General features: G+C 72.7%; 20 protein-coding genes and 1 pseudogene. 16 read left to right on the plus strand and 5 right to left on the minus strand.

Annotated features, from left to right (window positions below; genetic code table 11):
- Nucleotides 1-28 precede the first annotated feature (28 nt).
- Both ACHFIV_RS16815 and ACHFIV_RS16820 read right to left on the minus strand, forming a co-directional pair.
- A complete protein-coding gene (locus ACHFIV_RS16815) occupies nt 29-508 on the minus strand; it encodes a GNAT family N-acetyltransferase (RefSeq protein WP_398969057.1) in 480 nt (159 codons plus the stop codon).
- A gap of 33 nt (nt 509-541) precedes the next feature.
- A complete protein-coding gene (locus tag ACHFIV_RS16820) occupies nt 542-946 on the minus strand; it encodes a DUF1992 domain-containing protein (RefSeq protein WP_398969060.1) in 405 nt (134 codons plus the stop codon).
- Between the two features lie 227 nt (nt 947-1,173).
- Between ACHFIV_RS16820 and ACHFIV_RS16825 the strand changes: the two genes are divergently transcribed.
- Nucleotides 1,174-1,749 carry a hypothetical protein gene (locus tag ACHFIV_RS16825; protein ID WP_398969062.1) on the plus strand — a complete coding sequence of 192 codons (576 nt, stop codon included), beginning with the start codon at nt 1,174-1,176 and terminating at the stop codon, nt 1,747-1,749.
- Nucleotides 1,746-2,273 (plus strand): hypothetical protein, encoded by a 528-nt coding sequence (locus ACHFIV_RS16830; protein WP_398969064.1) that lies wholly within the window; start codon nt 1,746-1,748, stop codon nt 2,271-2,273. Before ACHFIV_RS16825 ends, ACHFIV_RS16830 begins: the two co-directional genes overlap by 4 nt.
- Nucleotides 2,274-2,337: 64 nt before the next feature.
- Here ACHFIV_RS16830 and ACHFIV_RS16835 read toward each other — a convergent pair whose 3' ends face one another.
- Entirely contained in the window at nt 2,338-3,132 is a 795-nt protein-coding gene (locus ACHFIV_RS16835) for a tyrosine-protein phosphatase (protein ID WP_398969066.1), read from the minus strand.
- Nucleotides 3,133-3,240: 108 nt separating this feature from the next.
- Nucleotides 3,241-3,735 carry an SHOCT domain-containing protein gene (locus ACHFIV_RS16840; protein WP_398969069.1) on the minus strand — a complete coding sequence of 165 codons (495 nt, stop codon included), beginning with the start codon at nt 3,733-3,735 and terminating at the stop codon, nt 3,241-3,243.
- A 118-nt stretch (nt 3,736-3,853) separates the two neighbouring features.
- Here ACHFIV_RS16840 and ACHFIV_RS16845 point away from each other — a divergent pair.
- From ACHFIV_RS16845 to meaB, 6 genes and pseudogenes are all read left to right on the plus strand, one after another.
- Nucleotides 3,854-4,166: pseudogene (locus ACHFIV_RS16845) on the plus strand (helix-turn-helix transcriptional regulator); the annotation flags it as partial.
- Nucleotides 4,167-4,176: 10 nt separating this feature from the next.
- Nucleotides 4,177-4,590 (plus strand): VOC family protein, encoded by a 414-nt coding sequence (locus tag ACHFIV_RS16850; RefSeq protein ID WP_398969072.1) that lies wholly within the window; start codon nt 4,177-4,179, stop codon nt 4,588-4,590.
- 116 nt (nt 4,591-4,706) lie between these two features.
- On the plus strand, nt 4,707-7,112 hold the full coding sequence (locus ACHFIV_RS16855; RefSeq protein ID WP_398969075.1) for an ATP-binding cassette domain-containing protein: 2,406 nt from the start codon (nt 4,707-4,709) through the stop codon (nt 7,110-7,112).
- A gap of 163 nt (nt 7,113-7,275) precedes the next feature.
- Nucleotides 7,276-9,132: a methylmalonyl-CoA mutase small subunit gene (gene mutA, locus ACHFIV_RS16860; protein ID WP_398969077.1), complete on the plus strand. Its 1,857-nt coding sequence runs from the start codon at nt 7,276-7,278 to the stop codon at nt 9,130-9,132.
- A complete protein-coding gene (scpA, locus tag ACHFIV_RS16865; protein ID WP_398969080.1) occupies nt 9,132-11,375 on the plus strand; it encodes a methylmalonyl-CoA mutase in 2,244 nt (747 codons plus the stop codon). Before mutA ends, scpA begins: the two co-directional genes overlap by 1 nt.
- Complete coding sequence (gene meaB, locus ACHFIV_RS16870; RefSeq protein WP_398969082.1) at nt 11,329-12,378, plus strand: methylmalonyl Co-A mutase-associated GTPase MeaB; 1,050 nt, start codon at nt 11,329-11,331, stop codon at nt 12,376-12,378. The genes scpA and meaB overlap by 47 nt, the downstream gene beginning before the upstream one ends.
- 217 nt (nt 12,379-12,595) lie before the next feature.
- Here the strand turns inward: meaB and pgm are convergent, their stop codons facing one another.
- Nucleotides 12,596-14,242: a phosphoglucomutase (alpha-D-glucose-1,6-bisphosphate-dependent) gene (pgm, locus tag ACHFIV_RS16875; protein WP_398969084.1), complete on the minus strand. Its 1,647-nt coding sequence runs from the start codon at nt 14,240-14,242 to the stop codon at nt 12,596-12,598.
- A gap of 585 nt (nt 14,243-14,827) precedes the next feature.
- Here pgm and ACHFIV_RS16880 point away from each other — a divergent pair.
- The 8 genes from ACHFIV_RS16880 to ACHFIV_RS16915 are packed head-to-tail and all read left to right on the plus strand — an operon-like array spanning nt 14,828 to nt 24,186.
- Nucleotides 14,828-16,006 carry a glycosyltransferase family 4 protein gene (locus ACHFIV_RS16880; RefSeq protein WP_398969087.1) on the plus strand — a complete coding sequence of 393 codons (1,179 nt, stop codon included), beginning with the start codon at nt 14,828-14,830 and terminating at the stop codon, nt 16,004-16,006.
- On the plus strand, nt 16,003-17,481 hold the full coding sequence (locus ACHFIV_RS16885) for a sugar transferase (RefSeq protein WP_398969089.1): 1,479 nt from the start codon (nt 16,003-16,005) through the stop codon (nt 17,479-17,481). Before ACHFIV_RS16880 ends, ACHFIV_RS16885 begins: the two co-directional genes overlap by 4 nt.
- A 3-nt stretch (nt 17,482-17,484) precedes the next feature.
- Nucleotides 17,485-18,834, plus strand: coding sequence for an O-antigen ligase family protein (locus ACHFIV_RS16890; RefSeq protein ID WP_398969092.1), 1,350 nt, complete (start codon nt 17,485-17,487; stop codon nt 18,832-18,834).
- Complete coding sequence (locus ACHFIV_RS16895) at nt 18,831-20,450, plus strand: lipid II flippase MurJ (RefSeq protein ID WP_398969095.1); 1,620 nt, start codon at nt 18,831-18,833, stop codon at nt 20,448-20,450. The genes ACHFIV_RS16890 and ACHFIV_RS16895 overlap by 4 nt, the downstream gene beginning before the upstream one ends.
- Nucleotides 20,440-21,210, plus strand: coding sequence for a polysaccharide deacetylase family protein (locus ACHFIV_RS16900; protein ID WP_398969098.1), 771 nt, complete (start codon nt 20,440-20,442; stop codon nt 21,208-21,210). The genes ACHFIV_RS16895 and ACHFIV_RS16900 overlap by 11 nt, the downstream gene beginning before the upstream one ends.
- Nucleotides 21,207-22,358 (plus strand): glycosyltransferase, encoded by a 1,152-nt coding sequence (locus ACHFIV_RS16905; RefSeq protein ID WP_398969101.1) that lies wholly within the window; start codon nt 21,207-21,209, stop codon nt 22,356-22,358. The genes ACHFIV_RS16900 and ACHFIV_RS16905 overlap by 4 nt, the downstream gene beginning before the upstream one ends.
- The gene (locus ACHFIV_RS16910; protein ID WP_398969104.1) at nt 22,355-23,023 is read left to right on the plus strand and encodes a lipopolysaccharide biosynthesis protein; all 669 of its coding nucleotides are present in this window, start codon (nt 22,355-22,357) and stop codon (nt 23,021-23,023) included. The genes ACHFIV_RS16905 and ACHFIV_RS16910 overlap by 4 nt, the downstream gene beginning before the upstream one ends.
- Entirely contained in the window at nt 23,020-24,186 is a 1,167-nt protein-coding gene (locus ACHFIV_RS16915) for a GNAT family N-acetyltransferase (RefSeq protein WP_398969106.1), read from the plus strand. The genes ACHFIV_RS16910 and ACHFIV_RS16915 overlap by 4 nt, the downstream gene beginning before the upstream one ends.
- The last annotated feature ends 107 nt before the right edge of the window (nt 24,187-24,293 follow it).

Consider the following 24,293-nt stretch of genomic DNA (forward strand, 5'->3'; position numbering starts at 1 on the left):
TGCTCGGGATCACGGGGGGCCGTCCGGCTCAGGGGGTGCCGACCGTGAGCACCAGATCGGGCCGGTCCCACATCACCGCGGGCGGGCGGGCCTCGACCGTGCCCGTGCGTTCGGCACCGACACTGCGGTAGAAGCCCTCGGCCGGCGGGTGTGCGACCACCCGCACGGTGGCCAGGCCGGCGCGGCGTGCCTCCTCGCGCAGGTGGTCGACGAGGAGCCGCCCGATGCCCCGCCCCTGTGCGTCGTCGGCGACGAACATCAGGTCGAGCTCCGGCGGGGAGAGGACCAGTGCGTAGAAACCGACCACCCGGCCGCCGTCGTCGACCGCCACGTGGACGGCGTTCGCCTCGATGTAGTCCGGGCCGAGCTTGTAGCCCGCGACCATGGGCGCGTAGGGGCCTTCGTAGGCACGTGACGTGGTGACCAGGCGGGTGAGCCGCCTGGCATCCCGCGCGACGGCCCGCCTGATCCGGACGCCCTCGCACCGGTCCGTGACGCTCGATCTCATGAAGCGAGTATCACGCACTCCGGGCGCGCGCGTTCAGCGCCGGTGCCGCTCGGCTCGCCACTCCCCCACGACCGCGTCGATGTCGAACGGCTGCAGGTTCGCCGGCGGGCCCTCCGGCGGCCTGGCCAGCGCCTCGCGGATCCTTTCGTTCACCTCGGTCAGGATGCGCCGGACCTCCGCCTCCGACCGCGCCCGGCACGCCTCGGACCGGGCGTCCTCGGCGGCCTTCCGCAGCGCCAGCGAGGGCGGGAGTGCCGACAGCCCCTCGCGCTCCATCTTGGCCTTGATCCACCACATCGGGTCGTAGGGCCTGTCGAGGCCGGGAATCGGCTTTCCGGCACCCGGCAGGTCGGCGAAGGCGCCACGCTCCCCGGCCTCCCGGATCTGGCGGTCCACCCAGGTCTCGAAGCTGACCCCCGCAGGTTTGCGCTCGGTCACCGCCTGCCCCTCTCGCCACTCGTACCGGCCGGTGCCGCGCTCGGCCGCGCACGTCCGAGCCGACGCCTTCGAGGATACCGGGAGCATTTCCGCATGAACGGTGTGCAGCGGGTACACGGCTGATGCACACCGCCCGGCCGGCACACCGGACCGGGCCCGAACCGGAAGGGGTTGACGAGAGTGGAACAGCACGACGCACCGACCGCGAACCGACGGGAGCGTCGGCCATGACGACCGTGGTGATCATCGTTGCCGTCGTCCTCCTGGCAGCGCTGGCCTTCTTCCTCGTCCGCGGCCGCGGGACCGGTGGGCGTGGGCTGCGGCGCCGCTTCGGCCCCGAGTACGACCGGACCGTCGCCCGCCACGACGGCGACACGAAGGCGGCCGAACAAGAGCTCTCCGAACGCGTGAGGCTGCACGGCTCCCTGTCGGAGCGCCCGCTGCGGCCGGAGGCCCGCGAGGCCTACACCCGCCGCTGGGCCGAGGTTCAGGAACGGTTCATCGACTCGCCCAGGGAGGCGGTCGTCGAAGCCGACGCCCTTCTCGCGCAGCTGGCGCGTGACCGGGGCTTCCCGGACGGCGACAGCTTCCAGGAGCAGACGGACGCCCTCTCGGTCCATCACGCCGAGCAGGTCGACGGCTACCGCAGGGTGCACACAGCCGTGCGCGGCCAGGGTGGCACGGAGGAGATGCGGAAGGCCCTGGTGGAATCCCGGGCACTCTTCGACGTACTCCTCTCGGACGCACCGCAGGAGCCGGCCCGGACGGACCGGCACGAGGCGAAGGGCAGTGCAGCAGCATGACGAACCGCATCGGACACACGACGGAGACCGCTTCCACCCCGCAGCCCCGGCTCGACGGCACCCCGGAAGCCGCAGCCGGCACAACGCCCGTCCGCACTCCCGTGGAGGGCCCGGGGGCGGGGACGCCGGCCGGCAAGGGCCTCGGGCCGAAGAGCGCGGGGCCCGGTGATCTCAGCGTCCCGCCCGCCCCGCGGACGGCTCCCGCCGCTCCGTCGACGGAGCCCGCCGGACGCCACGGGGCCGCCGGCACCGACCGGCCCCTGATCCCCCGGGACGAACAGGACGCGCTGTCACTCCGCATGCAGCAGGCGGTGACCGACTTCGTCGAGGACCCCCGCCGGGCGGTGGAGTCGGCTGACAACACGTTCGACAGGATCGTCTCGAGCCTGACCGAAGCCCTCGCGGAACGCAGTCGCGTCCTGCGCGCGAGCTGGCAGGAGCAGGACACCGACGCCCAGACCGAGGAGCTGCGCCTGGCGCTCCAGCGCTACCGCGACATCAGCGAGCAGTTGTTGAGGATCTGAGCGGCACGGCCGCTCCCACCGGCCCGGTCCCGCGTCCCCCGACGCGGTGCCGGGCCGGCCCGCGTCAGACCGGCACGGCGAGTTCGGTGCGCAGACGCTCGGCCGCTGCCGGGGGAAGGCGCAGCGCCTTGCTCAGATAGCCGTCGAGTCCGCCCCAGCGCTCGTCCATCGCGTCCAGGGCCGCCTCGAGATAGCGCGGGCGGGCCTCGATGACCGCCGACGCGATCTCCGGATCCCCGCCCTCGTCGAGGAAGTGCCGCACCGCCGGCCCGAAGGCGGCGCGCACCGCTCGGTTCACCGCGAGGAACTCGGCCCGTACGACGTCGCGCGAGGCTCCCGCCATCATCAGGAGGAGAGCGGTGGCCCAGCCCGTCCGGGCCTTCCCGGTCGCGCAGTGGAAGAGCAGCGGTCTGGCCCGAGGATCCACGACGGTGTCCAGGAGAGCGCGGTAGGCGGCTGCCGCCCCCGGGGAGAGCACCATCTTCCGGTAGGTCTGCGCGAACAGTTCCTCGGCCCGCCCCCCGCCGAGCAGGACGGCTGCTCCGTCCGGGTCCCCGAGCAGCGCCTTGATCCGGGCGGGCGACACACCCGGGTCGTCGCCGAGGACGTCGGCGACGAAGAGCCTCGCGCCCGTCGGGAGGCGGTCGGGCGCCCATCGGCGCTCGTCGGCGGTACGCAGATCGACGACGGTGCGAATGCCGAGCGCGGCCACCGCCATGTCGTGCTTCTCGAAGTCGCTCAGCTGGCCCGAGCGCAGCAGGATCCCCTGCCGCAGGCGGTGGTGGCGCCCCAGGGCGATGCCGCCCAGATCGCGCAGGTTGAGGACGGTCGAAGCGGGGACGGCCCGGGCGGTCTGCACGATGAACTGCCTCTTTCCCGACAGACTGCAGGTCGGAATCAACGTCGCACGGCGTGCGGATATCGACAAAGGGAACGTGGGGTACCCGGGTGGCGGGCGGCAAGGACTTCAGTCGGCGAGGATCCTCGTCTTCTGCTCCGCGAACTCCGCCTCGGTGAGGACACCGCGCTGCCTCAGGTCGGCGAGCCTCTCGAGCAGCGTGATGACATCGTCCCCGCCGTCCGCCGGGACCCGTTCGTGCGCGAGGATCCTGCCGCCCGCGTCCTGGACCACCCGGGTGAGAGGCACCGACCAGAGGTCCTCCCACACGATCAGTGCGGCAGAGCTCTCCTCCGGCACACCACCGAGGACGTCGAGGTCCGTGATCTGCGGCAGCCCGGCCGACGGGGCGTCCGGCGGGGCGAACGGCACCAGCCCCTGGGGGTCCATGTCCCGCAGTCCGACACGCTCGACGGATCCGCCCGGAGCCCTGCGGGCGAAGGCCAGATCCAGGATGCGTACCGCCTCGGACGCGACGGCGTCCGCCAGGGCGGGCGCGATGGCGTCGGCGAACCGGCCGCCGGGAAAGGTGACGACGAGGTACTCCACGGGTCCCACGGCCACGGTGCGTCCTTCCCCTGCGTTTGTGGATCGACAGCAGCTTAACTTCGGGCAATCAGTTACGCACTGTGCGATTCAGGTACAGAACGTGCAGAAACCGGGATCCGTACGCCACGGGGTGCCCTCGCCCGTCCCGGCGCTCACGCGTGCCGCCTCCGATGCGACCGGGCCACTTCTCCCGCACGACGCGCCGGATCGAGCGGGCCGAGTCCCCGCCGGGACGGGTGGCCTCACGGTGACGGAGTCCTGCTTCCGGGTCGGCTGTACGTCGCCGGGGGCCGCTCAGCACACGCTGCGCCGAACCGGTCGGCGAGAGCCCGAGCGCCTACCGGGCCCGGCCTCATGACGCGGGCGCGACAATCCCCGCCCGCGTCGCCAGGACCCGCACACGACCGGTCAGGAATGAAGAAGCCGAACTCTCCGGCCGCCCGTAGCGTGAGGCGCATGGACATCAAACTCTCCCAGTGCTTCATCGCCGTCGACGACCACGACAAGGCGCTGGTCTTCTACCGGGACGTCCTGGGCCTGGAAGTGCGCAACGACGTCGGGTTCGAGGGCATGCGCTGGGTGACCGTCGCGGCGCCGTCCCAACCGGATGTGGAGATCGTCCTCGAGCCGCCGCTCGCGGACCCGGACGCCTCCCCCGCCGACAGGGCGATCATGGCGGAACTGCTGGCCAAGGGGCTGCTGCGCGGCGTCATCTTCATGACGGACGACTGCGACGCGACGTTCGAGCGCATCCGCGCCGCCGGTGGCGAGGTGCTGCAGGAACCGGCCGACCAGCCGTACGGCGTCCGGGACTGCGCCTTCCGCGACCCGTCCGGCAACATGCTGCGCTTCAACCAGCCCCGCAGGTGATTCCGCCCCGGACGGCACCGCCGGCCTGATAGACAACGACCGTCGCCGCGACGCGCCGGCGACACCGACTGCGGCCGCGCAGGCGGCTCCGCGTGACAGATGGAGAAACGACAAGCATGGCCACGAGGAAGAGCACGCGGTCGCCCGCACCGCATGTCTCCGACAGCCACGATCTGATCCGCGTGCACGGCGCACGCGTGAACAACCTCAAGGACGTCAGCGTCGAGATCCCGAAGCGCCGCCTGACGGTGTTCACCGGCGTCTCCGGCTCGGGCAAGAGCTCCCTGGTGTTCAGCACCATCGCCGCCGAGTCACAGCGGATGATCAACGAGACGTACAGCACGTTCGTCCAGGGATTCATGCCGACACTGGCCCGGCCCGACGTCGACGTCCTCGACGGGCTGACGACGGCGATCACCGTCGACCAGCAGCGGATGGGTGCCGACCCCCGTTCCACGGTCGGCACCGCCACCGACGCCAACGCCATGCTGCGCATCCTCTTCAGCCGGCTCGGTGAGCCGCACATCGGCCCGCCCGGCGCGTACTCCTTCAACACCGCCTCGGTCAGCGCGAGCGGCGGTATCACCGTCGAACGCGGCGCCGCCAGGACCAAGACCGTCAAGGCGACCTTCAACCGCACCGGCGGGATGTGCACGCGCTGCGAGGGCCGCGGATCGGTCTCCGACATCGACCTCACCCAGCTGTACGACGACTCCAAGTCGCTCGCCGAGGGCGCGTTCACCATCCCCGGCTGGAAGTCGGACAGCCAGTGGACCGTGCAGGTCTACGCCCAGTCGGGCTTCGTCGACCCGCACAAGCCGATCCGCAGGTACACCAAGAAGGAACTGCAGGCCTTCCTCTACGGGGAGCCGGTCAAGGTCAAGGTCAACGGCGTCAACCTCACCTACGAGGGGCTGATTCCCAAGATCCAGAAGTCGTTCCTGTCCAAGGACAAGGAGGCGATGCAGCCGCACATCCGGGCGTTCGTGGAGCGTGCGGTCACCTTCACCACCTGCCCCGAGTGCGACGGCACCCGCCTCAGCGAAGGCGCGCGCTCCTCCAAGGTCGGCGGGATCAGCATCGCCGACGCCTGCGCGATGGAGATCCGCAACCTGGCCGAATGGGTGCGCGGCCTCGATGAGCCGTCGGTGGCGCCACTGCTGGCCGCGTTGCAGCGGACCCTCGACTCGTTCGAGGAGATCGGCCTCGGCTATCTCTCGCTCGACCGGCCGGCGGGCACGCTGTCGGGCGGCGAGGCGCAGCGCGTCAAGATGATCCGTCACCTGGGCTCCTCGCTCACCGACGTCACCTACGTCTTCGACGAGCCCACCATCGGCCTGCACCCTCATGACATCCAGCGGATGAACAGCCTGCTGCTCCGGCTCCGGGACAAGGGCAACACCGTTCTCGTCGTGGAGCACAAGCCCGAGACGATCGTGATCGCCGACCACATCGTCGACCTCGGGCCCGGAGCCGGCAGCGCGGGCGGCACCGTCTGTTTCGAGGGCTCCGTCGAAGGGCTGCGTGCGGGCGACACCGTCACCGGCCGCCATTTCGACGACCGGGCCTCCGTCAAGGAGTCGGTGCGCGAACCCACCGGCGCACTGAAGATCCGCGGGGCGTCGGCGCACAACCTGAGGGATGTCGACGTCGACATCCCTCTCGGGGTGCTGACCGTCGTCACCGGCGTCGCCGGTTCGGGAAAGAGTTCGCTCGTGCACGGGTCGCTGGCGCGCCGGCCGGGAGCCGCCGGCGAGGACGTGGTGTCGGTCGACCAGAGCCCGATCAAGGGCTCGCGGCGCAGCAACCCGGCCACGTACACGGGGTTGCTCGACCCGGTCCGCAAGGCGTTCGCCAAGGCCAACGGTGTGAAGCCGGCACTGTTCAGCGCCAACTCGGAGGGCGCCTGTCCCACCTGCAACGGCGCGGGCGTCATCTACACCGACCTGGGCATGATGGCCGGTGTCGCGACGACGTGCGAGGACTGCGAGGGCAAGCGGTTCGACTCGTCCGTCCTCGAATACCACCTGGGGGGCCTCGACATCAGCGAGGTGCTCGCGATGTCGGTGGCCGAGGCCGCTGAGTTCTTCGGCGCCGGCGAGGCGCACACACCTGCCGCGCACCGCGTCCTCGGCCGGCTCGCGGACGTGGGACTCGGCTACCTCAGCCTCGGACAGCCGCTCACCACACTGTCCGGCGGCGAGCGGCAGCGGCTCAAGCTGGCCACACACATGGCCGAGAAGGGCGGCATCTACGTCCTGGACGAGCCCACCGCCGGCCTCCACCTCGCCGATGTCCAGCAGTTGCTCGGCCTGCTGGACCGCCTTGTCGACTCCGGCAAGACGGTCATCGTCGTGGAGCACCACCAGGCGGTCATGGCGCACGCCGACTGGATCATCGACCTGGGGCCGGGCGCCGGTCAGGACGGAGGCCGGATCGTCTTCGAGGGCACACCGGCCGACCTCGTCGCCGGCCGTTCCACCCTCACCGGTGAGCACCTCGCGGCCTACGTCGGAGACTGACCGGAGCGGCCCGACGCCACTCCCGTGCGCGGCGTCGGGCTTCGCCTCCGGTCCCACCCGGGGACAAGGCCACTCCACCCTGAGCATCTGGCACATTTCGGAGAGTGCAAGGTCACAGCCGGTGGCCCTGCTGCCCGTCGGAGCGCTGACCTAGCATCTGAGCATGACGGTCCTGCCTGCTGACGGGTTTTCTCCGGCCGCCGATTTCCCCGACCCTTCCCATGACCAGTGGCAGAGCCTCGTCGAAGGTGTACTGCGCAGGTCGGGCAAGGAAGTCACGGGCACGGCCGCCGAGGAAGCGCTGTCCACCGCACTCGGGGACGGACTCACCGTCCGCCCTCTGTACACCTCCATCGACGCGTCTGCGGACCCCGGTCTGCCGGGCTTTGCGCCCTTCACCCGGGGCAGCAGGGCGACGGGCAACAGCACGGACGGGTGGGACGTGCGCCAGCGCCACGCCCTGGCGGATCCCGTGCGTCTGAACGAGGCCGTCCTCGGCGACCTGGAGAACGGTGTCACGTCGCTCTGGCTGTCCGTGGGCGGGCCGGGCGGCGTTCCGGTCTCCGGTCTCGCCCGTGCGCTGGAGGGTGTCCACCTCGACCTGGCACCCCTCGTGCTCGACGCGGACGCCGATCCCGGCCCCGCCGTCCGGGAGCTGCTCGGGCTCTACGAGGCCCGGGGGGTCGCGAGGCACGCGGCGCGCGGGAGCCTCGGGCTGGACCCCCTCGGGCTGGCCGCCCGGACGGGCGCGGAGCCGGAGACGGACGCCGCCGCCCACTGGGCGCGGCTGTGCGTCCGCGAGTACCCGGGGCTCCGCTCCCTGACGGTGGATGCCCTTCCGTACCACGAGGCGGGTGGCTCCGCCGCAGAGGAGCTGGGGCTCTCGCTGGCCACCGGTGTCGCCTACCTACGGACCCTGACGGCGTCGGGACTCTCCGTCGAGGAGGCCTGCGCACAGCTGGAGTTCCGGTACGCGGCGACGGCGGACCAGTTCCTGACGATCGCGAAGCTGCGCGCGGCCCGGCGTCTGTGGGCCCGAGTCGCGGAGGTGTGCGGTTCTCCCGGTGCCGGGGCGCAGCGGCAGCACGCCGTGACCTCGTCGGTGATGATGACGCGCCGTGACCCGTGGGTGAACATGCTGCGGACGACCCTGGCCTGTCTGGGCGCGGGCGTCGGCGGAGCCGAGGCCGTCACCGTACTTCCGTTCGATCACGCACTGGGGCTCCCCGACGCGTTCGCCCGGCGGATCGCGCGCAACACCTCCACGATCCTGATGGAGGAGTCCCATCTGGCGCGGGTGACCGACCCGGCCGGCGGTTCCTGGTACGTCGAGCGGCTGACCGAGGAACTCGCCGGTGCCGCTTGGTCGTTCTTCCAGGAGGTCGAGCGGGCCGGTGGTCAGGCCGCCGCCCTCCGCTCCGGCATGGTCCAGGAGCGGATCGCCGCCACCTGGGCGGCCCGGAGCAAGGATCTGGCGCGGCGCAAGGAGCCGGTGACCGGGGTCAGCGAGTTCCCCGCTCTGGACGAGCGGCCGGTGGAGCGGGAGCCCGCGCCCGCCGCTCACTCGGGCGGCGGGCTGCCCCAGGTCCGGCGCGATGAGGCGTTCGAGACGCTGCGAGCCAGGTCGGACGCGCACCGTGCGGCCACGGGCAGCCGCCCGAAGGTCTTCCTCGCCGCCCTGGGTCCCGCGTCCGCGCACACCGCGCGGGCCTCCTTCGCGGCGAACCTCTTCCTGTCGGGTGGTATCGAGCCCGTGCACGAACCGGCTTCCGTGGACGCGTCGACCGCCGCCGCTGCCTTCACGGCCAGCGGGGCGACGATCGCCTGCCTGTGCTCGACGGACACGCTCTACGCCGAACAGGCCGACGCCGTCGCGTCCGCCCTCCGGGCGGCGGGCGCCGAACGGGTCTTCCTGGCGGGTCGTCCGGGCGAGTACGCCGGGGCCGACGTCCATGTGTTCGCCGGCTGCGATGTGGTCGCCGTCCTCTCGTCCGAACTCGACCGTATGGGAGTGGCGTGATGCAGACCCCCGAGACCCCCGAGACCTCCGTGTCCACCGGGTCCCCCGTGCCGGACTTCTCCGGCGTGGCACTGACAGGCGGGCCGGCCGACGAGGTCTCCGAGGACCGGTGGCAGGCGGCGGTGAAGGAGTCGTCCGGCCTGTCCGGGGACGAGCTGCTCTGGGAGACGCCCGAGGGCATCGAGGTCAAGCCGCTGTACACCGGGCGTGACCTCGAGGGGCTCGACTTCCTCGGGACGTACCCCGGCATCGCTCCCTATGTGCGCGGGCCGTACCCGACGATGTACGTCAACCAGCCCTGGACGATCCGTCAGTACGCCGGCTTCTCCACGGCCGAGGAGTCCAACGCCTTCTACCGGCGCAACCTGGCGGCCGGCCAGAAGGGGCTGTCGGTCGCGTTCGACCTGCCGACCCACCGCGGTTACGACAGTGATCACCCCCGGGTGACGGGCGATGTGGGCATGGCGGGCGTGGCGATCGACTCGATCTACGACATGCGCCAGCTCTTCGACGGCATCCCGCTGGACAGGATGTCCGTGTCGATGACGATGAACGGCGCGGTACTTCCCGTACTCGCCCTGTACATCGTCGCCGCGGAGGAGCAGGGCGTCGCGCCCGAGAAGCTGGCCGGGACCATCCAGAACGACATCCTCAAGGAGTTCATGGTCCGCAACACCTACATCTATCCGCCCGGCCCCTCGATGCGGATCATCTCCGACATCTTCGCCTTCACCTCGCAGAAGATGCCGCGCTACAACTCCATCTCCATCTCCGGCTACCACATCCAGGAGGCCGGCGCGACGGCCGATCTCGAGCTCGCCTACACCCTGGCCGACGGGGTGGAGTACCTGCGGGCCGGACAGGCGGCGGGCCTGGACGTGGACGCGTTCGCCCCGCGCCTCTCGTTCTTCTGGGCGATCGGCATGAACTTCTTCATGGAGATCGCGAAGCTGCGGGCGGCCCGGCTGCTGTGGGCGAGGCTGGTCGGGGAGTTCGCCCCCGAGAACCCCAAGTCCCTCTCCCTGCGTACCCATTCGCAGACGTCCGGCTGGTCCCTGACCGCGCAGGACGTGTTCAACAACGTGACGCGCACCTGCGTCGAGGCGATGGCCGCCACCCAGGGGCACACCCAGTCGCTGCACACCAACGCGCTGGACGAGGCACTCGCGCTCCCGACGGACTTCTCGGCGCGGATCGCCCGCAACACCCAGTTGCTGCTCCAGCAGGAGTCCGGCACCTGCCGGGTCATCGACCCGTGGGGCGGCAGCGCGTACGTGGAGAAGCTGACGCACGACCTGGCGCGGCGGGCCTGGCAGCACATCGAGGAGGTCGAGGCGGCCGGCGGCATGGCGAAGGCCATCGACGCGGGAATCCCCAAGCTCCGGATCGAGGAGGCCGCGGCCCGTACGCAGGCGCGTATCGATGCCGGCCGTCAGCCGGTCATCGGGGTGAACAAGTACCGGGTGGAGACCGACGAGAAGATCGACGTGCTCAAGGTCGACAACTCCTCGGTACGCGCCCAGCAGGTCGAGAAGCTCCGCCGGCTGCGCGAGGAACGCGACGAGGCCGCGTGCCAGGACGCGCTGCGCGCCCTGACGGCCGCGGCGGAACGGGACCCCGGGCCGGGACTCGAGGGCAACCTGCTGGCGCTGGCCGTGGACGCCGCCCGCGCGATGGCGACGGTCGGGGAGATCTCGGACGCGCTGGAGAAGGTGTACGGCAGGCACGCGGGCCAGATCCGTACGATCTCGGGCGTGTACCGGAAAGAGGCAGGAGAATCCCCGTCGGTGGACCGCACTCGCACCCTGGTCGGTGAGTTCGAGGAGGCGGAGGGACGGCGTCCGCGCATTCTCGTCGCCAAGATGGGCCAGGACGGACACGACCGGGGCCAGAAGGTGATCGCGACGGCCTTCGCCGACCTGGGCTTCGACGTCGACGTCGGCCCGCTGTTCCAGACGCCGGGTGAGGTCGCCCGGCAGGCGGTCGAGGCGGACGTCCACATCGTGGGCGTCTCGTCGCTCGCCGCCGGCCACCTCACGCTCGTGCCCGCACTGCGCGAGGAGCTCGCGGCCGAGGGCCGGGAGGACATCATGATCGTGGTGGGCGGGGTGATCCCGCCGCAGGACATCGACGCGCTGCACGAGGCGGGTGCCGCGGCGGTGTTCCCGCCCGGCACGGTCATCCCGGACGCCGCCCATGACCTGGTCGTGCGGCTCGCCGCCGCTCTCGGCCACGAGCTGTGAGCCGCTGACGGTGGCGGCGACTGCGATCGACATCGACGCCTACGTCAAGGGCGTGCTCGACGGGAAGCGGGCGTTCGTCGCGCGTGCGATCACCCTCGTGGAGTCGGCACGCCCCGACCACCGGGCGCTGGCCCAGCGGTTGCTGAGCGAGCTCCTGCCCCACACCGGGCAGGCCAGACGCATCGGGATCAGCGGAGTGCCGGGCGTGGGGAAGTCCACGTTCATCGACGCGCTCGGCACCCTGCTGACGGGCCTCGGGCACCGGGTCGCCGTGCTGGCCGTGGACCCGTCCTCCAGCCGCACCGGCGGTTCGATCCTGGGTGACAAGACCCGGATGGAGCGGCTGGCCGTGGACGCGCGGGCGTTCGTACGCCCCTCCCCCACCGCGGGGACCCTCGGCGGGGTGGCCAAGGCGACGCGTGAGTCCATCGTGGTGATGGAGGCGGCCGGTTACGACGTGGTGCTGGTGGAGACGGTCGGGGTCGGGCAGTCGGAGACGGCGGTCGCCGACATGGTCGACACCTTCCTGCTGCTCACCCTGGCCCGTACCGGCGACCAGCTCCAGGGGATCAAGAAGGGCGTCCTGGAGCTGGCCGACGCCATCGCGGTCAACAAGGCCGACGGCCCGCACGAGCGTGACGCGCGCGCCGCCGCACGGGAACTGGCGGGCGCCCTGCGGCTCATGCACCCGGTGGACGCGGCGTGGACTCCCCCGGTGCTGACGTGCAGCGCCAGGGAGTCCACCGGTCTCGACGCCCTGTGGGAACGGCTGGAGCAGCACCGCACGCTCCTGGAATCCACCGGGCGGCTGGCGGCCAAGCGCCGCGAGCAGCAGGTGAACTGGACCTGGACGATGGTCCGTGACGAGCTGCTGGACAGCCTGCGCGGCCACCCGGCGGTGCGCGCGCTCACCCCGGAGCTCGAACAGCGCGTGCGCGGGGGTGAGCTGACGGCGACCCTGGCAGCCGAGCAGATCCTGCGCGCCTTCCGCGGGGATGGCTGAGGGCGGCTCGGGCGGTGTCCGGCAGGTCCCCTCCGTCGGACGGAACGCCGTCCGGGGCCGTGGCGCTCCCCGCGGTCGAAGGGCTTTCCAGCCGTGCTCGACGTGCTGCCCGGGCCAGGTGAACGGCCCCCGGCGACGCCGCCTTCCCCCCGGCAGGCGGGGTGCGCCGTCCGTGGTCGGCCCTGGAAGCGCTTCCCGCCCCCGGACGGCCTGGGGCTCAGCCCCTCGCGCCCAGTGCGTCGGAGACCAGGCCGCGGGCCTCGTCCTGGACCTCGGTCAGGTGTCCGGCACCCTTGAAGCTCTCCGCGTACACCTTGTACACGTCTTCCGTGCCCGACGGGCGGGCCGCGAACCACGCGTTCTCGGTGCAGACCTTGAGCCCTCCGATCGCCGCACCGTTGCCCGGCGCCTCGGTGAGCACGGCGGTGATCGGCTCTCCGGCCAGTGTGTCCGCGGCGACCTGCTCCGGGGAGAGCCTGGCCAGCACCGCCTTCTGTTCACGGGTCGCCGGGGCGTCGACCCGCGCGTAGGCCGGATCGCCGAAGCGGGCGGTGAGTTCACGGTAGTGCTGGGAGGGGGTGGAGCCGGTGACGGCCGTGATCTCCGACGCCAGCAGGGCGAGCAGGATGCCGTCCTTGTCGGTGGTCCACACCCTGCCGTCACGGCGCAGGAAGGACGCTCCGGCGGACTCCTCGCCCCCGAATCCCAGGGTGCCGCCGAACAGCCCGTCGACGAACCACTTGAAGCCCACCGGGACCTCGACGAGTTGCCGCCCGAGGTCCGCGGCGACCCGGTCGATCATGGAGGACGAGACCAGCGTCTTGCCGATGCCGGTGCCGGCCGGCCAGCCCTCACGGTGGGAGTACAGGTAGCGGATCGCGACGGCCAGATAGTGGTTGGGGTTCATCAGCCCGCCGTCGGGCGTGACGATGCCGTGCCGGTCGGCGTCGGCGTCGTTCCCGGTGGCGATGGCGTAGGCGTCGCGCCGCTCGATCAGGGATGCCATGGCGTACGGCGAGGAGCAGTCCATCCGGATCTTCCCGTCCCAGTCCAGCGTCATGAAACGCCAGGTGGGGTCGGCGAGCGGATTGACCACCGTGAGGTCGAGCCGGTGGCGCTCCGCGATCCGCCCCCAGTACGCGACCGAGGCGCCGCCCAGCGGGTCGGCGCCGATCCGGATGCCGGCGTCGCGTACGGCGTCGAGGTCGAGGACGGACGGGAGGTCGTCGACGTAGGCGGTCAGGAAGTCGTGCCGTCCGGTGGTGCCGGCGGCGAGCGCCCGGGCGTACGGGATCCGCCGGACCTCCTTCAGGCCGCCCTCGATCAGGGCGTTGGCCCGGTCCTGGATCCAGGACGTGGCGTCCGAGCCGGCCGGCCCGCCGTGCGGGGGGTTGTACTTGAAGCCGCCGTCGGCGGGCGGGTTGTGGGAGGGCGTGACGACGATGCCGTCGGCGAGGCCGCCGGTGCGGCCCCGGTTGTACGTGAGGATCGCGTGCGAGACGGCGGGGGTGGGGGTGTAGCCGTCGTCGCTGTCGATCAGCACGGTGGCGCCGTTGGCGGCCAGCACCTCGACGGCCGTGATCCGGGCGGGTTCGGAGAGCGCGTGGGTGTCGGCGCCGAGGAACAGGGGCCCGTCCGTGCCCTGCCGCTCCCGGTAGTCGCAGATGGCCTGCGTCGTGGCGGCGATGTGGTCGTCGTTGAACGCCCCCGCGAACGCGGATCCACGGTGGCCCGAGGTGCCGAAGGCCACGCGTTGACCGGGCTCGGCGGGGTCGGGACGTACCGTGTAATAGGCCGTCACCAGCTTTGCCACGTCGACCAGGTCTCCGGGCTGCGCCGGCTTGCCGGCCCGTTCGTGAACCATCGCTTCTCCTCTGTCCTCATCGGCCGTTCGCGGTCCGCCACGGGGCGGACGATCGTCACGAGTCGTCTCCGATACTGCCTCGTCGGCCGAGCTCCTGGGTACACGGCCCGGCGAGCGGTACGTCCGGCGCGTGGCGGACCGCAGGGCTGTCTGTTCGCAGCCGGCCGGTTCACGCGAAAGCGCGACGCGGCGCGGTGGGGCCGGAGAATACAGCCCGGGACGGCCGGAACGCGGTCCGCGGGTAATTGCCGCGCCAGGCCCGACGCGAATTGCGGCGCATTCCGGTCAGCGTATCCGGGGCCACCGGGACACAGGCGGACGCGTACATCCGGGCCATCATGCGGCACGGTCGCGAATCGAGGTGGCCGATGGCCGTCTGACACGCCGCTGGATCGGTGAGCAGGTGATCACCGCACCGGGCGGGGACAATCCTGGTGGACACGTTCGCGAGTCATACGTGTTTTCCCACGCATGGTCTGCCACAGTGCATTTCGGTTTTACCTACTTGATTCCCGCCGCCATATTCCTTGCCGCCGGCGTTTCACCCGACCCGGCTCTTCGGGGGCATGTGAAAGAGAGCGTGCAATGCTGCAGAAGAGTTGCACCGAAGAAAGAGGACTGACAGTCCTTCACCTGGTCCAGCCGGTGGAGGGGGGAGTCGCGCGGGTCGTGACCGACCTCGTGGCGGCGCAGGTACGGGAAGGCCTGCGGACCGTCGTGGCGTGCCCTCCCGACGGGCCGCTGGCGGCCGGTGCGTCCACCGCCGGGGCCCGGGTGCGCGCCTGGCCGGCGGAGCGTGCCCCCGGCCCCCGGCTGGGCCGGGAGGTGGTCACGGCCGGCCGTCTGATCCGGGAGTGTGCTCCGGATGTGGTCCATGCCCACAGCGCCAAGGCGGGACTGGCCGGCCGCCTGGCCGTGCGGGGCCGGGTGCCGACGGTGTTCCAGCCGCACGCCTGGTCGTTCGAGGCGCTGGAGGGCAGGGCCGCCGGCATGGCCGCGTCCTGGGAGCGTTTCGGGGCCCGGTGGAACGACCGCATTCTCTGCGTCAGCGAGTCGGAGCGCCTGGCAGGTCAGCGCGCGGGCATCGAGGCGTGCTGGTCGGTGATCCACAACGGCATCGACCTGAGCCGCTTCCGGCCTGCCCGCGAGTCCACCGCCGCCCTCCGCGCCTCGCTGCCGCCGCCGATGTCCGAGGGGATCCCGGCCGGCGTGCCGGTCGTCGTGTGCGTGGGCCGCCTCAGCCGGCAGAAGGGCCAGGACGTGCTGCTGCGCGCCTGGCGGACGGCGGCGGTCGGCGGTGCGCGGCTGGTCCTGGTCGGCGACGGGCCGTGCCGGGACGAGCTGCGGCGCACCGCACCGCCCGGCGTGGTGTTCGCGGGGGCCACCCCGGACGTGCGGCCCTGGATCCAGGCGGCTGATCTCCTGGTGCTGCCCTCGCGCTGGGAGGGAATGGCGCTGGCCCCCCTCGAAGCCATGGCCTGCGGCACACCGGTCCTGCTGACCGACGTCAACGGGGCCAGGGAGAGCCTGCCGCCCGGGCACCTGCCCCACTGCCTCGTCGCGCCGGGGGATCCCGCGGCGCTCGCGGCGGCGCTGACGACGCTCCTGGGCGACCCGGCGCTGCGGGTGGAGCTGGGCCGTACGGCGCAGGACCGCACCCGGTCGCTCTTCGACGTGACGAAGACCGCCGGAGCGGTCCTGCGCCTCTACCAGGAACTTGTCGGCCAGTCCCGCCCCACGACGAGGAGGCGCACCGAGCGATGACGACGGATAGTGCACCTGGCCCCGGAGCCGCCCAGGCAACCGCCGTACGGCGTGCGGCTGCCACGATCCGCCCCCCGCGCAGCGGCAGGGAGGACGGGCCGGCCCCGTGGACCGCCGAGCGTTCCGCGCGGGGCCGGGCACCGGCGGCGCTCGTGGCCGCCGACGCCCTCTCGCTCGGCCTGACCGTGGCCCTGGCCGCCCCGGCTCCGTGGCCGCCGGTCGCCGTCCTCCTGCAGGTGGCCGTCCAGCTGCTGCTGAACGGCTACCGGGGCCTCTACCGGACCGGGCTCTCCCCGTCCGCGGCGGCGGAGCTGCCCGCGGTGGCCGGACTGGCCGTGGTGCAGTGGTACGTCGTCGCCGAGGCGGTGTCCGCGTACGACCCGCGCCACACCGCCGGGTGGGTCGCGCTCGGCTGCGCGGCCGGCCTGCACACCCTGCTCAGCTTCGGCGCCCGCGCCGTCGTGCACCGGTCCCTGCTCCGGTCGGCCCGCCGCAGTCCGCAGTCCACCCTGGTGGTGGGTGGCGGTCCGGTCGCCGACCGGGTGATCGCCGTCCTGCAGGAGCACACGCGGTACGGGATGCGACCGGTCGGCCGGGTCGTGGGCCCCGGCACGGACGCGGCCGCGCCGGCCGGTGAAGCTCCGCTGCCCGTCCTCTCGTCGGTGCGGGACGCCGGCCGGGCGGTCGTGCAGAACTCCGTACGGCACGCCGTCTTCACGGTGGCGCCGGAGTCGACGTCCGACGGCGCCGAGCTCTTCGCGCTGTTCGCCCGGCACGGCTGCCGGGTGTGGCTGATCACCGATCAGGAGCCGGTCGCTCAGTTCCGGACCGTGCCCCGCCCGGACCATGTGTGGGGCTTCGCGGCCCACGCGCTGCACAGCGGCCCGCACCGGCCGGTGGCTCACCGGGTGAAGCGGGCCATGGACGTCGTCCTGGCCACCGCCGCCCTGGTCGTGGCGTCGCCGGTGATGGCCGCCTGCGCACTCGCCGTACGCGTGAGTGACGGCCCAGGGGTCGTGTTCCGCCAGGAACGGATCGGCAGGTACGGACGTCCGTTCGTCCTGCTGAAGTTCCGCACCTTGCGCCCGGCCGACCTCCACGAGTCGGCGACCCGGTGGAACGTGTCGGCGGACGGGCGCATGAGCCGCGTCGGCAGGATGCTGCGCCGGACGTCGCTCGACGAGCTGCCGCAGCTGTGGAACGTCGTGCGCGGGGACATGAGCCTGGTCGGCCCACGCCCGGAACGCCCCTACTTCGTCCAGCAGTTCAGCCGTATCCACCCCGGTTACCCGGCGAGGCACCGGATGCCGGTCGGCATCACGGGTCTGGCTCAGGTGCACGGCCTGCGCGGTGACACCTCGATCGAGGACCGGGCGCGCTTCGACAACCGGTACATCGAGACCTGGTCGCTCTGGCAGGACATGTGCGTGCTGGTGCGCACCGCCGGCTCGGTGTTCCGGCTCGGAGGCAGCTGAACCGTGACGCTCACCGTGACCGCGGCTCCCGCCGTGCCGGCCGCCCAGGAGAAGGCGTCCCCCGCCGGACGGGGCGACCGGTGGTTGTCGCTGCCTCTGATCGCGACCGTCCTGCTCGTGGCCGTACCGGGAGCCGGAGGCGTGGCGGGCGTGCCGGCGGCCGACGTCCTGTCGGGTGCGGCCGTCCTCGTCTGCGTGGGCCGTCTGCTGTTCCTGCGGCGGCGCCCGCTCACACCGGCCGCGGCGGTGGTGCTGGGGCTGCCCGTCGTGGGCATCGCCGTGGCCACGGTGACCGCCTCGGACCCGTCGGCGGCGCTGCCGGGATCCGTGCGGTACCTGCAGGTCTTCGTCCTCGTACCGGCCGCCGTCCTCCTGCTGGTGCGGGACGCCCGGGGATTCCGGGCCGTCGCGGGTGCGCTCGTGCTGCTGGCGGCCGTCCAGGGCGTCACGGGCGTCCACCAGTACCTCACCGGCTCCGGTGCCTCCTACAGGGGGGAGGACATCCGCGCCGTCGGTACGTTCGGCCCCGGCGACGTGATGGGCATGGCCACGGTCGTCGGCTACGGCCTCGTCGCGGCCGCCGCGTTCGCGCTCCGCGCCCCCGCCGGGGTATCCCGCCGGCTGGCGCTGTGGGCCCCGGCGACGGCCGCGCTGCTCACCGTCCCGCTCGCTCTGTCCTTCAGCCGGGGAGCGTGGATCGCGACGGCGGGGGCGGTGCTCGCCGTGACCGCGCTCACCGGGCTCCGGCAGGCCGTCCGTGTCCTGGCGGTGCTGGGCGCGGCCGGCGTCGTCCTGGTCGGCGGTCTCGGCGTCGGGACCGACATGATCTCGCAGCGTCTGACCAGCATCACCGAGGTGGCCGGCGCCCCCGACCGGTCGGTCAACGACCGCTACACCATGTGGGCCGCCGCGGCAGGCATGTGGCGGGAACATCCGGCGACCGGTGTCGGCCTCAAGGCCTTCCCGGCGCACCGGGACGGGCACGCCTCGATCGGGCTCTCGGCCGGCAGCGACACGGCGGGGGCGGGGCAGGAGTTCCGCAGGCAGCCGCTCCTCTCCCCTCACAACATGTATCTCCTGGTGCTCAGCGAGCAGGGGCTCATCGGCTGCACCGCGCTCGTGGGCTCCTGGGCGGCACTCCTGGTGGGCGGGGTGCGCAGGCTGGTGCGCGCACGGGCCCGGGGGGCCGCGACCGTCGACTGCGGCCTCGTCGCCGTCGGGCTGATGACCTGGCAGACGGTCGATTTCCTGTACGCGGACATCGGCGGCCCTTCCACCGTCCTGACCGGGATCGTCCTCGGTCTCGCCGCGTGGTGGGCGCTGGCCGGGCCGGAGGAGGCGAACGCCGCGTGAGGGCGACCGCCAAGGGCCCGGCCGCGGGGCCGACGGCCGACGCGCCGTCCACGGACGGAACCCAGGCGCGGCCCGGGGGGTTCCTGGCCCGCGCGGCGGGCGGCGCCGCGGGCCTGACCGTGATCGCCGCGCTGCTCGGACTCGTACGGGACCAGGCCATCGCCCGTCTCTTCGGTGCCAGTCATGCCAGCGACGCCTTCCTGATCGCCTGGACCGTCCCCGAGATGGCGGCCACGCTGCTGATCGAGGACGGCATGGCGCTGCTGCTGGTGCCCGCGTTCAGCCTGGCCCTGACCCGGCGGGCTTCCGGCGGCCACACGCAGGACCCGGTCCGCGCCCTGGTGGCCGACACCTTCCCCCGGCTGTCCGCCGCGCTCGCGTGCGCCGGCGGGCTGCTGGTGTGGGGCGCCCCCTGGGCCGTCGGTGTGCTCGCGCCCGGACTCGACGATCCCCGGCTGGCGGTGGACTGCACGCGTCTGACGGCGGTCACGGTGCTCACCTTCGGCATCACCGGGTACTGCAGCGCGGCGTTGCGGGCGCACGGCCGGTTCCTGGCGCCGGCCGGTGTCTACATCGCGTACAACCTCGGCATCATCGGTATGACACTGGCGCTGCACTCCGTGTGGGGGGTGCGCGCGGCGGCTGCGGGGGTCGCCGTCGGCAGTCTGCTGATGATCATCACCCTGCTGCCCACGTGTCTGCGCCTGCTGCCGGGCCGTGGCGGGGTCCGGGTAGCGCGCCCGCCGGGTGGTCCCCCTCTGCTCGGCGCCACGGTCCTGGCACCGGTCGTCCTGTTCGTGGTGAGCCGCCAGTCGCAGGTCCTCGTCGAGCGGTTCCTCGCCTCGTCCCTGCCGGACGGGGCGATCTCCCATCTGAACTACGCGCAGAAGGTCGCGCAGCTGCCGATGGTGCTGTCCATGATGATCTGCACGGTGACCTTCCCCGTCGTCGCCCGGGCCATGGCGGCCGGGGACCGGGAAGGCGCACGGCGGCGGGTCGAACGTGACCTCGCCCTGGCCGGCACCGTGGTGCTGCTGGGCACGGCGATGGTGCTCGGCTGTGCGCCCGCGATCGTGGAAGTCCTGTTCCAGCGCGGCGCCTTCGACGCGGCGGACACCACCGCCACGGCCGGTGTCATGCGGGTCTACGCCTTCGGTCTCCTCGGACACACCCTGGTCGGCGCCTTGTGCAGGCCGTTCTTCGCCGTCGGCCGGCCCACCTGGTACCCGCTCTGCGCGATGGGAGCCGGGCTCCTGGTCACCACTGCCGCCGGCCTGCTGCTGACGGGCCCGTTCGGTGTCGGCGGCATCGCGGCCGCCAATGCCGTCGGCATCAGCACGGCCGCCGCACTCATGCTGCTGGGTCTGGGCTCGCGAGCGGTCGCCGTACGGGCGAGGGCCGTCGCCCTCTCGCTCGCCCGGCCGGTGGCCGCGGCGACGGTCGCCGCTGCCACGGGACGGCTGGCCACGGACCTGGTGCCCGGACCGGTGCCGGGTCTCGCGGCCGGGTGTGTCCTCGTCCCCCTGTCGTTCCTTCTCACCGGGCTCGTCATCAGAGCCCCCGAAGCCGTCCACCTGCTGGCACTCGTCCGACGGAGGTTCCCGCATGGCCGCTGACACCTCAGCACCCCGCGCCCGTACGCTCCCGCTCCGGTCACTGCCGTGGATCCTCACCTACCACTCGGTGAGCGATCCCACGGACGACCCCTACGGAATCGCCGTCTCCGCCGACCGTCTCGACGAGCAGCTGACCTGGCTGCGACGCCGGGGACTGACCGGTACCGGCATCGCGGCGCTGCTGAGCGCGCGGGCCGCGGGAGAACGGGGGATGGTCGGACTCACGTTCGACGACGGGTACGCCGACTTCCTCGACGAGGCCCTGCCCGTGCTGCTCGCCCACGGATGCAGCGCCACGGTGTTCGTCCTGCCGGGCCGTCCCGGGGGGTCCAACGCCTGGGATCCGCTCGGCCCGCGCAGGCCCCTGCTGACCGAGGAGGGCATCCGCACCGCCGTCGCCGCGGGGATGGAGGTCGGGTCGCACGGGATGCTCCACCGGGACCTGACCGCGCTCTCCGACGACGAGCTGCACAGGGAGACGCACGGCAGCCGGGACGCTCTCCACCGCATCACCGGGCAGGCTCCGTCCGGCTTCTGCTACCCGTACGGCACGGCGGACCGCAGGGTGGCCCAGTCCGTGCGGGACGCGGGCTACGCCTACGGGTGCGCCCTGGCACCCGGTCCGCTGGCGGGGCCGCTCGCCCTCCCCCGCACACATGTCAGCCACGCCGACCGGGGGGCCCGCCTGAGGGCCAAGGAGGTGCGGCACCGGCTGCGGCACCGCCGGACGGGCACGGCGGCGCCGGGTGACGCGGCATGAAGGCGCTGCACGTCATCACCGGCCTCGGCGTGGGCGGGGCAGAGCAGCAGCTGCGCCTGCTGCTGCGCCATCTGCCGGTGCGCTGCGACGTCGTGACGCTCACCAACCCCGGAGCGGTCGCCGACGGCCTGCGCGCCGACGGCGTCCGGGTCCGGAACCTGGGGATGAGGAGCAACCGGGACCTCTTCGCCGTGGCGCGCCTGGCCCGCCTCATCCGCCGCGGCTCGTACGACCTCGTGCACACGCACCTCTACCGGGCCTGTGTCTACGGCCGGATCGCGGCGCGCCTCGCCGGGACCACGGTGGTGGCGACGGAGCATTCCCTGGGGCACGCGGAGATCGAGGGACGGCCGCTCACCCGTGGCACCCGGGAGCTCTACCTGCGCACCGAGCGGCTCGGGGCGGCGACGGTCGCCGTCTCCGACACCGTGGCGGGCAGACTGCGCGACTGGGGTGTGCCCGCCGCCCGGATCCACACCGTGCCCAACGGCATCGAGGCGGCGGCATTCCGTTTCGACGGCACGCGACGGCGCGTCACGCGGGCTCTGCTGCGCCTTCCCGACACGGCCTTCGTGGTGGGGGGTGTGGGCAGGCTGGTCCCCGGCAAACGTTTCGACCTCCTGATCCGCGCCGTCGCCGCCCTCCCGGGCGCCTGGCTCGTACTGGCCGGGGACGGGCCGGAAGCCGGAGCGCTGCGCGCGCTCGCCGCCCGGCTCGGTGTCGCCGGCCGTGTGAGGTTCCTCGGCGAGTGCGGCACGGCGGGCGGCGCCCCCGGCGTCCCGGCGGTGCTCAGCGCCGTCGACACGTTCGTGTCGGCGTCCCGTGAGGAGTCCTTCGGCCTTGCCGTCGTCGAGGCCCTGGCCGCCGGACTGCCCGTGGTGCACGCGGCCTGCCCCGCCATCGAGGACCTTCCGGGAGGCCGGGTGCCGGGCTCCACCCGTATCGGCTCGGCACCCGGCGCCGCCGATGCCACGCGGGAGCTGACGGCCGCGCTGCGCCACCACATGGCGGACGGCCCCCGCAGGCTGCCGCGGCCTCCCGCCGTGGACCACTACGACATCGGACTCAGCAGCCGGCGCCTCATGGACGTCTACGCGCAGGCCGTCGGCGCCCCGCCCCTCCCCCCGACCGAGAGAGCTCACCCATGACCGACTCGCCCGAGCAGCGGCCGGCCGTCCCCGGACGGTTCCGCAGGCTGCGCCCCGCATTCGCAAGGCCCGACTGGTGGCCCCTGCCCGCGTGCGTCCTCCTCGGAGCCGTCTGCGGACTCCTCCACGGAGTGCTCGCCCGGCCCGAGTTCGCGGCCACCAGCTACGCCGTGGTCACCGCCGGCAAGGACATCGATCCGGCCGCGGCGCTGGGGTACGCGCAGTCGTACGGCCGCCTGGCCACCAGTGACGCCACCCTCACCTACGCCAAGGGGGCCGCCGGGGAGCCCGTGAGTGAACTGCGCACGCATGTCCGGTCGGAGACCTCCCCCGACTCGCCCATGATCGCGGTCACCGGCACGTCGGCCGACCGGGACCGCGCCGCGGACATCGCCAACGCGGTGACCGAGGCCGTGGTCGTCAGCAGCGGCCACGTGGCGAAGGACACCGGAGTGAAGCTGATCAAGTTCTCCCACGCGGTGCCGCCCGTCGACCCGGTCTCCCCCTCCGTGCCGCTCGGCACGGCCGTGGGCGCCGCCGCGGGCGGACTGACCGGGGGCCTCGTCCTGCTCGTCCGGCCCCGCCCGGGGCGCCGTGGGACCACGGCCCAGGTACCGGGCCCCGCCCAGGGCGGCGCGTCCGGCGAACGGGAGCTCGTTCGATGAGCCCTGACCGTCACGGGCGGCTCACCGTCACCCTCTGCCGCGACCTGCCCGATTTCGCCGCCCTCGCCGTGGAGTGGGACGCGCTCCACCGCCGCTGCCCCACCGCCACGCCGTTCCAGAGCCACGCGTGGCTCCACTCGTGGTGGCTCTCCTACGGAATCCCCGGTCGGCTCAGGGTCGTTCTGGTACGCCGGGGCGGACGTCTGATCGGCGCTGCGCCGCTGATGCTCGTGCACCGCCCGATGCCGTTGCTCGTGCCGATGGGCGGGGCCATCTCCGATTTCTTCGACATCCTGGTGGACGGCGAGGACACCAGGGCTGCCGTCACAGCGCTGCGGCAGGGCCTCCACCGGGCGGCCTCCCACACGGTCCTCGACCTGAGGGAGGTACGGCCCGACGCCTCCGCCCACCTGCTGTACGAGGCGTGGTCCGGCGCCCGGGGCAGTCGGACGGACTCGACCTGCATGGAGCTGCCCGCCGAGCCGATCGAGGCCCTCATCGGGCGGATGCCCGGATCGCGTGCCCAGCGGGCCCGGGCCAAACTGCGCAGGATCGACGCGCTGGGCATCGAGTGCCGCACGGCGCCCGTCCACCGGGTGGCGGGCGCGATCGGCACCCTGCTGCGGCTGCACGAACAGCAGTGGCTCGGCAGAGGCGTCAATCCGGAACACCTGCGGCCGCGCTTCTGCGCGCACCTGGTGCGCTCCACCCGCCGGATGGTGCGCGACGGCGAGGCCTCGGTCCGGGAGTTCCTGCTCGACGGGGAGGTCGTCGCCGCCGACCTGTCGTTCCGCTCCGCGCGGCTGACCGGGGGCTATCTGTACGGCGCCGACCCCCGGCTGAGGGAGAGGAAGGTCGACGTCTCCTCGATGCTGCTGCGCGAGATCGCCCGGGACAGCGAGGGCCCGGATCGCGGTGTGCTGAGTCTGCTGCGCGGCTCGGAGCAGTACAAGAGTCACTGGGCCCCCGTGCCGGTCGTCAACCGGCGTCTGCTGCTGGCCCGTCCGGCGCTGGAGCCGATGCTGCGGCTGCGTGAGACGCAGCTGGCCGCGCGGGAACGTGCGGCGGAGACGGTGAAGTCCCGCTTCCCGGCCGCACGGGACTGGCGCGGCATGCTGAGTGAGCTCCCGGACGCCGGGCTTGCGGTCTTGAGACGGAGTTGAGCCGGGATGATGAGTTTTGATCCGATCCGTTACCGTCTGTCGGCTACCGCGTTGTCAGGGCATACCGGCCGCATGCTCGGCGGCCGGTCCCGACCCTCCCAAGGAGA

Origin of the sequence: Streptomyces sp. ALB3 (assembly GCF_044385685.1) — a bacterium.
Lineage (GTDB): Bacteria > Actinomycetota > Actinomycetes > Streptomycetales > Streptomycetaceae > Streptomyces.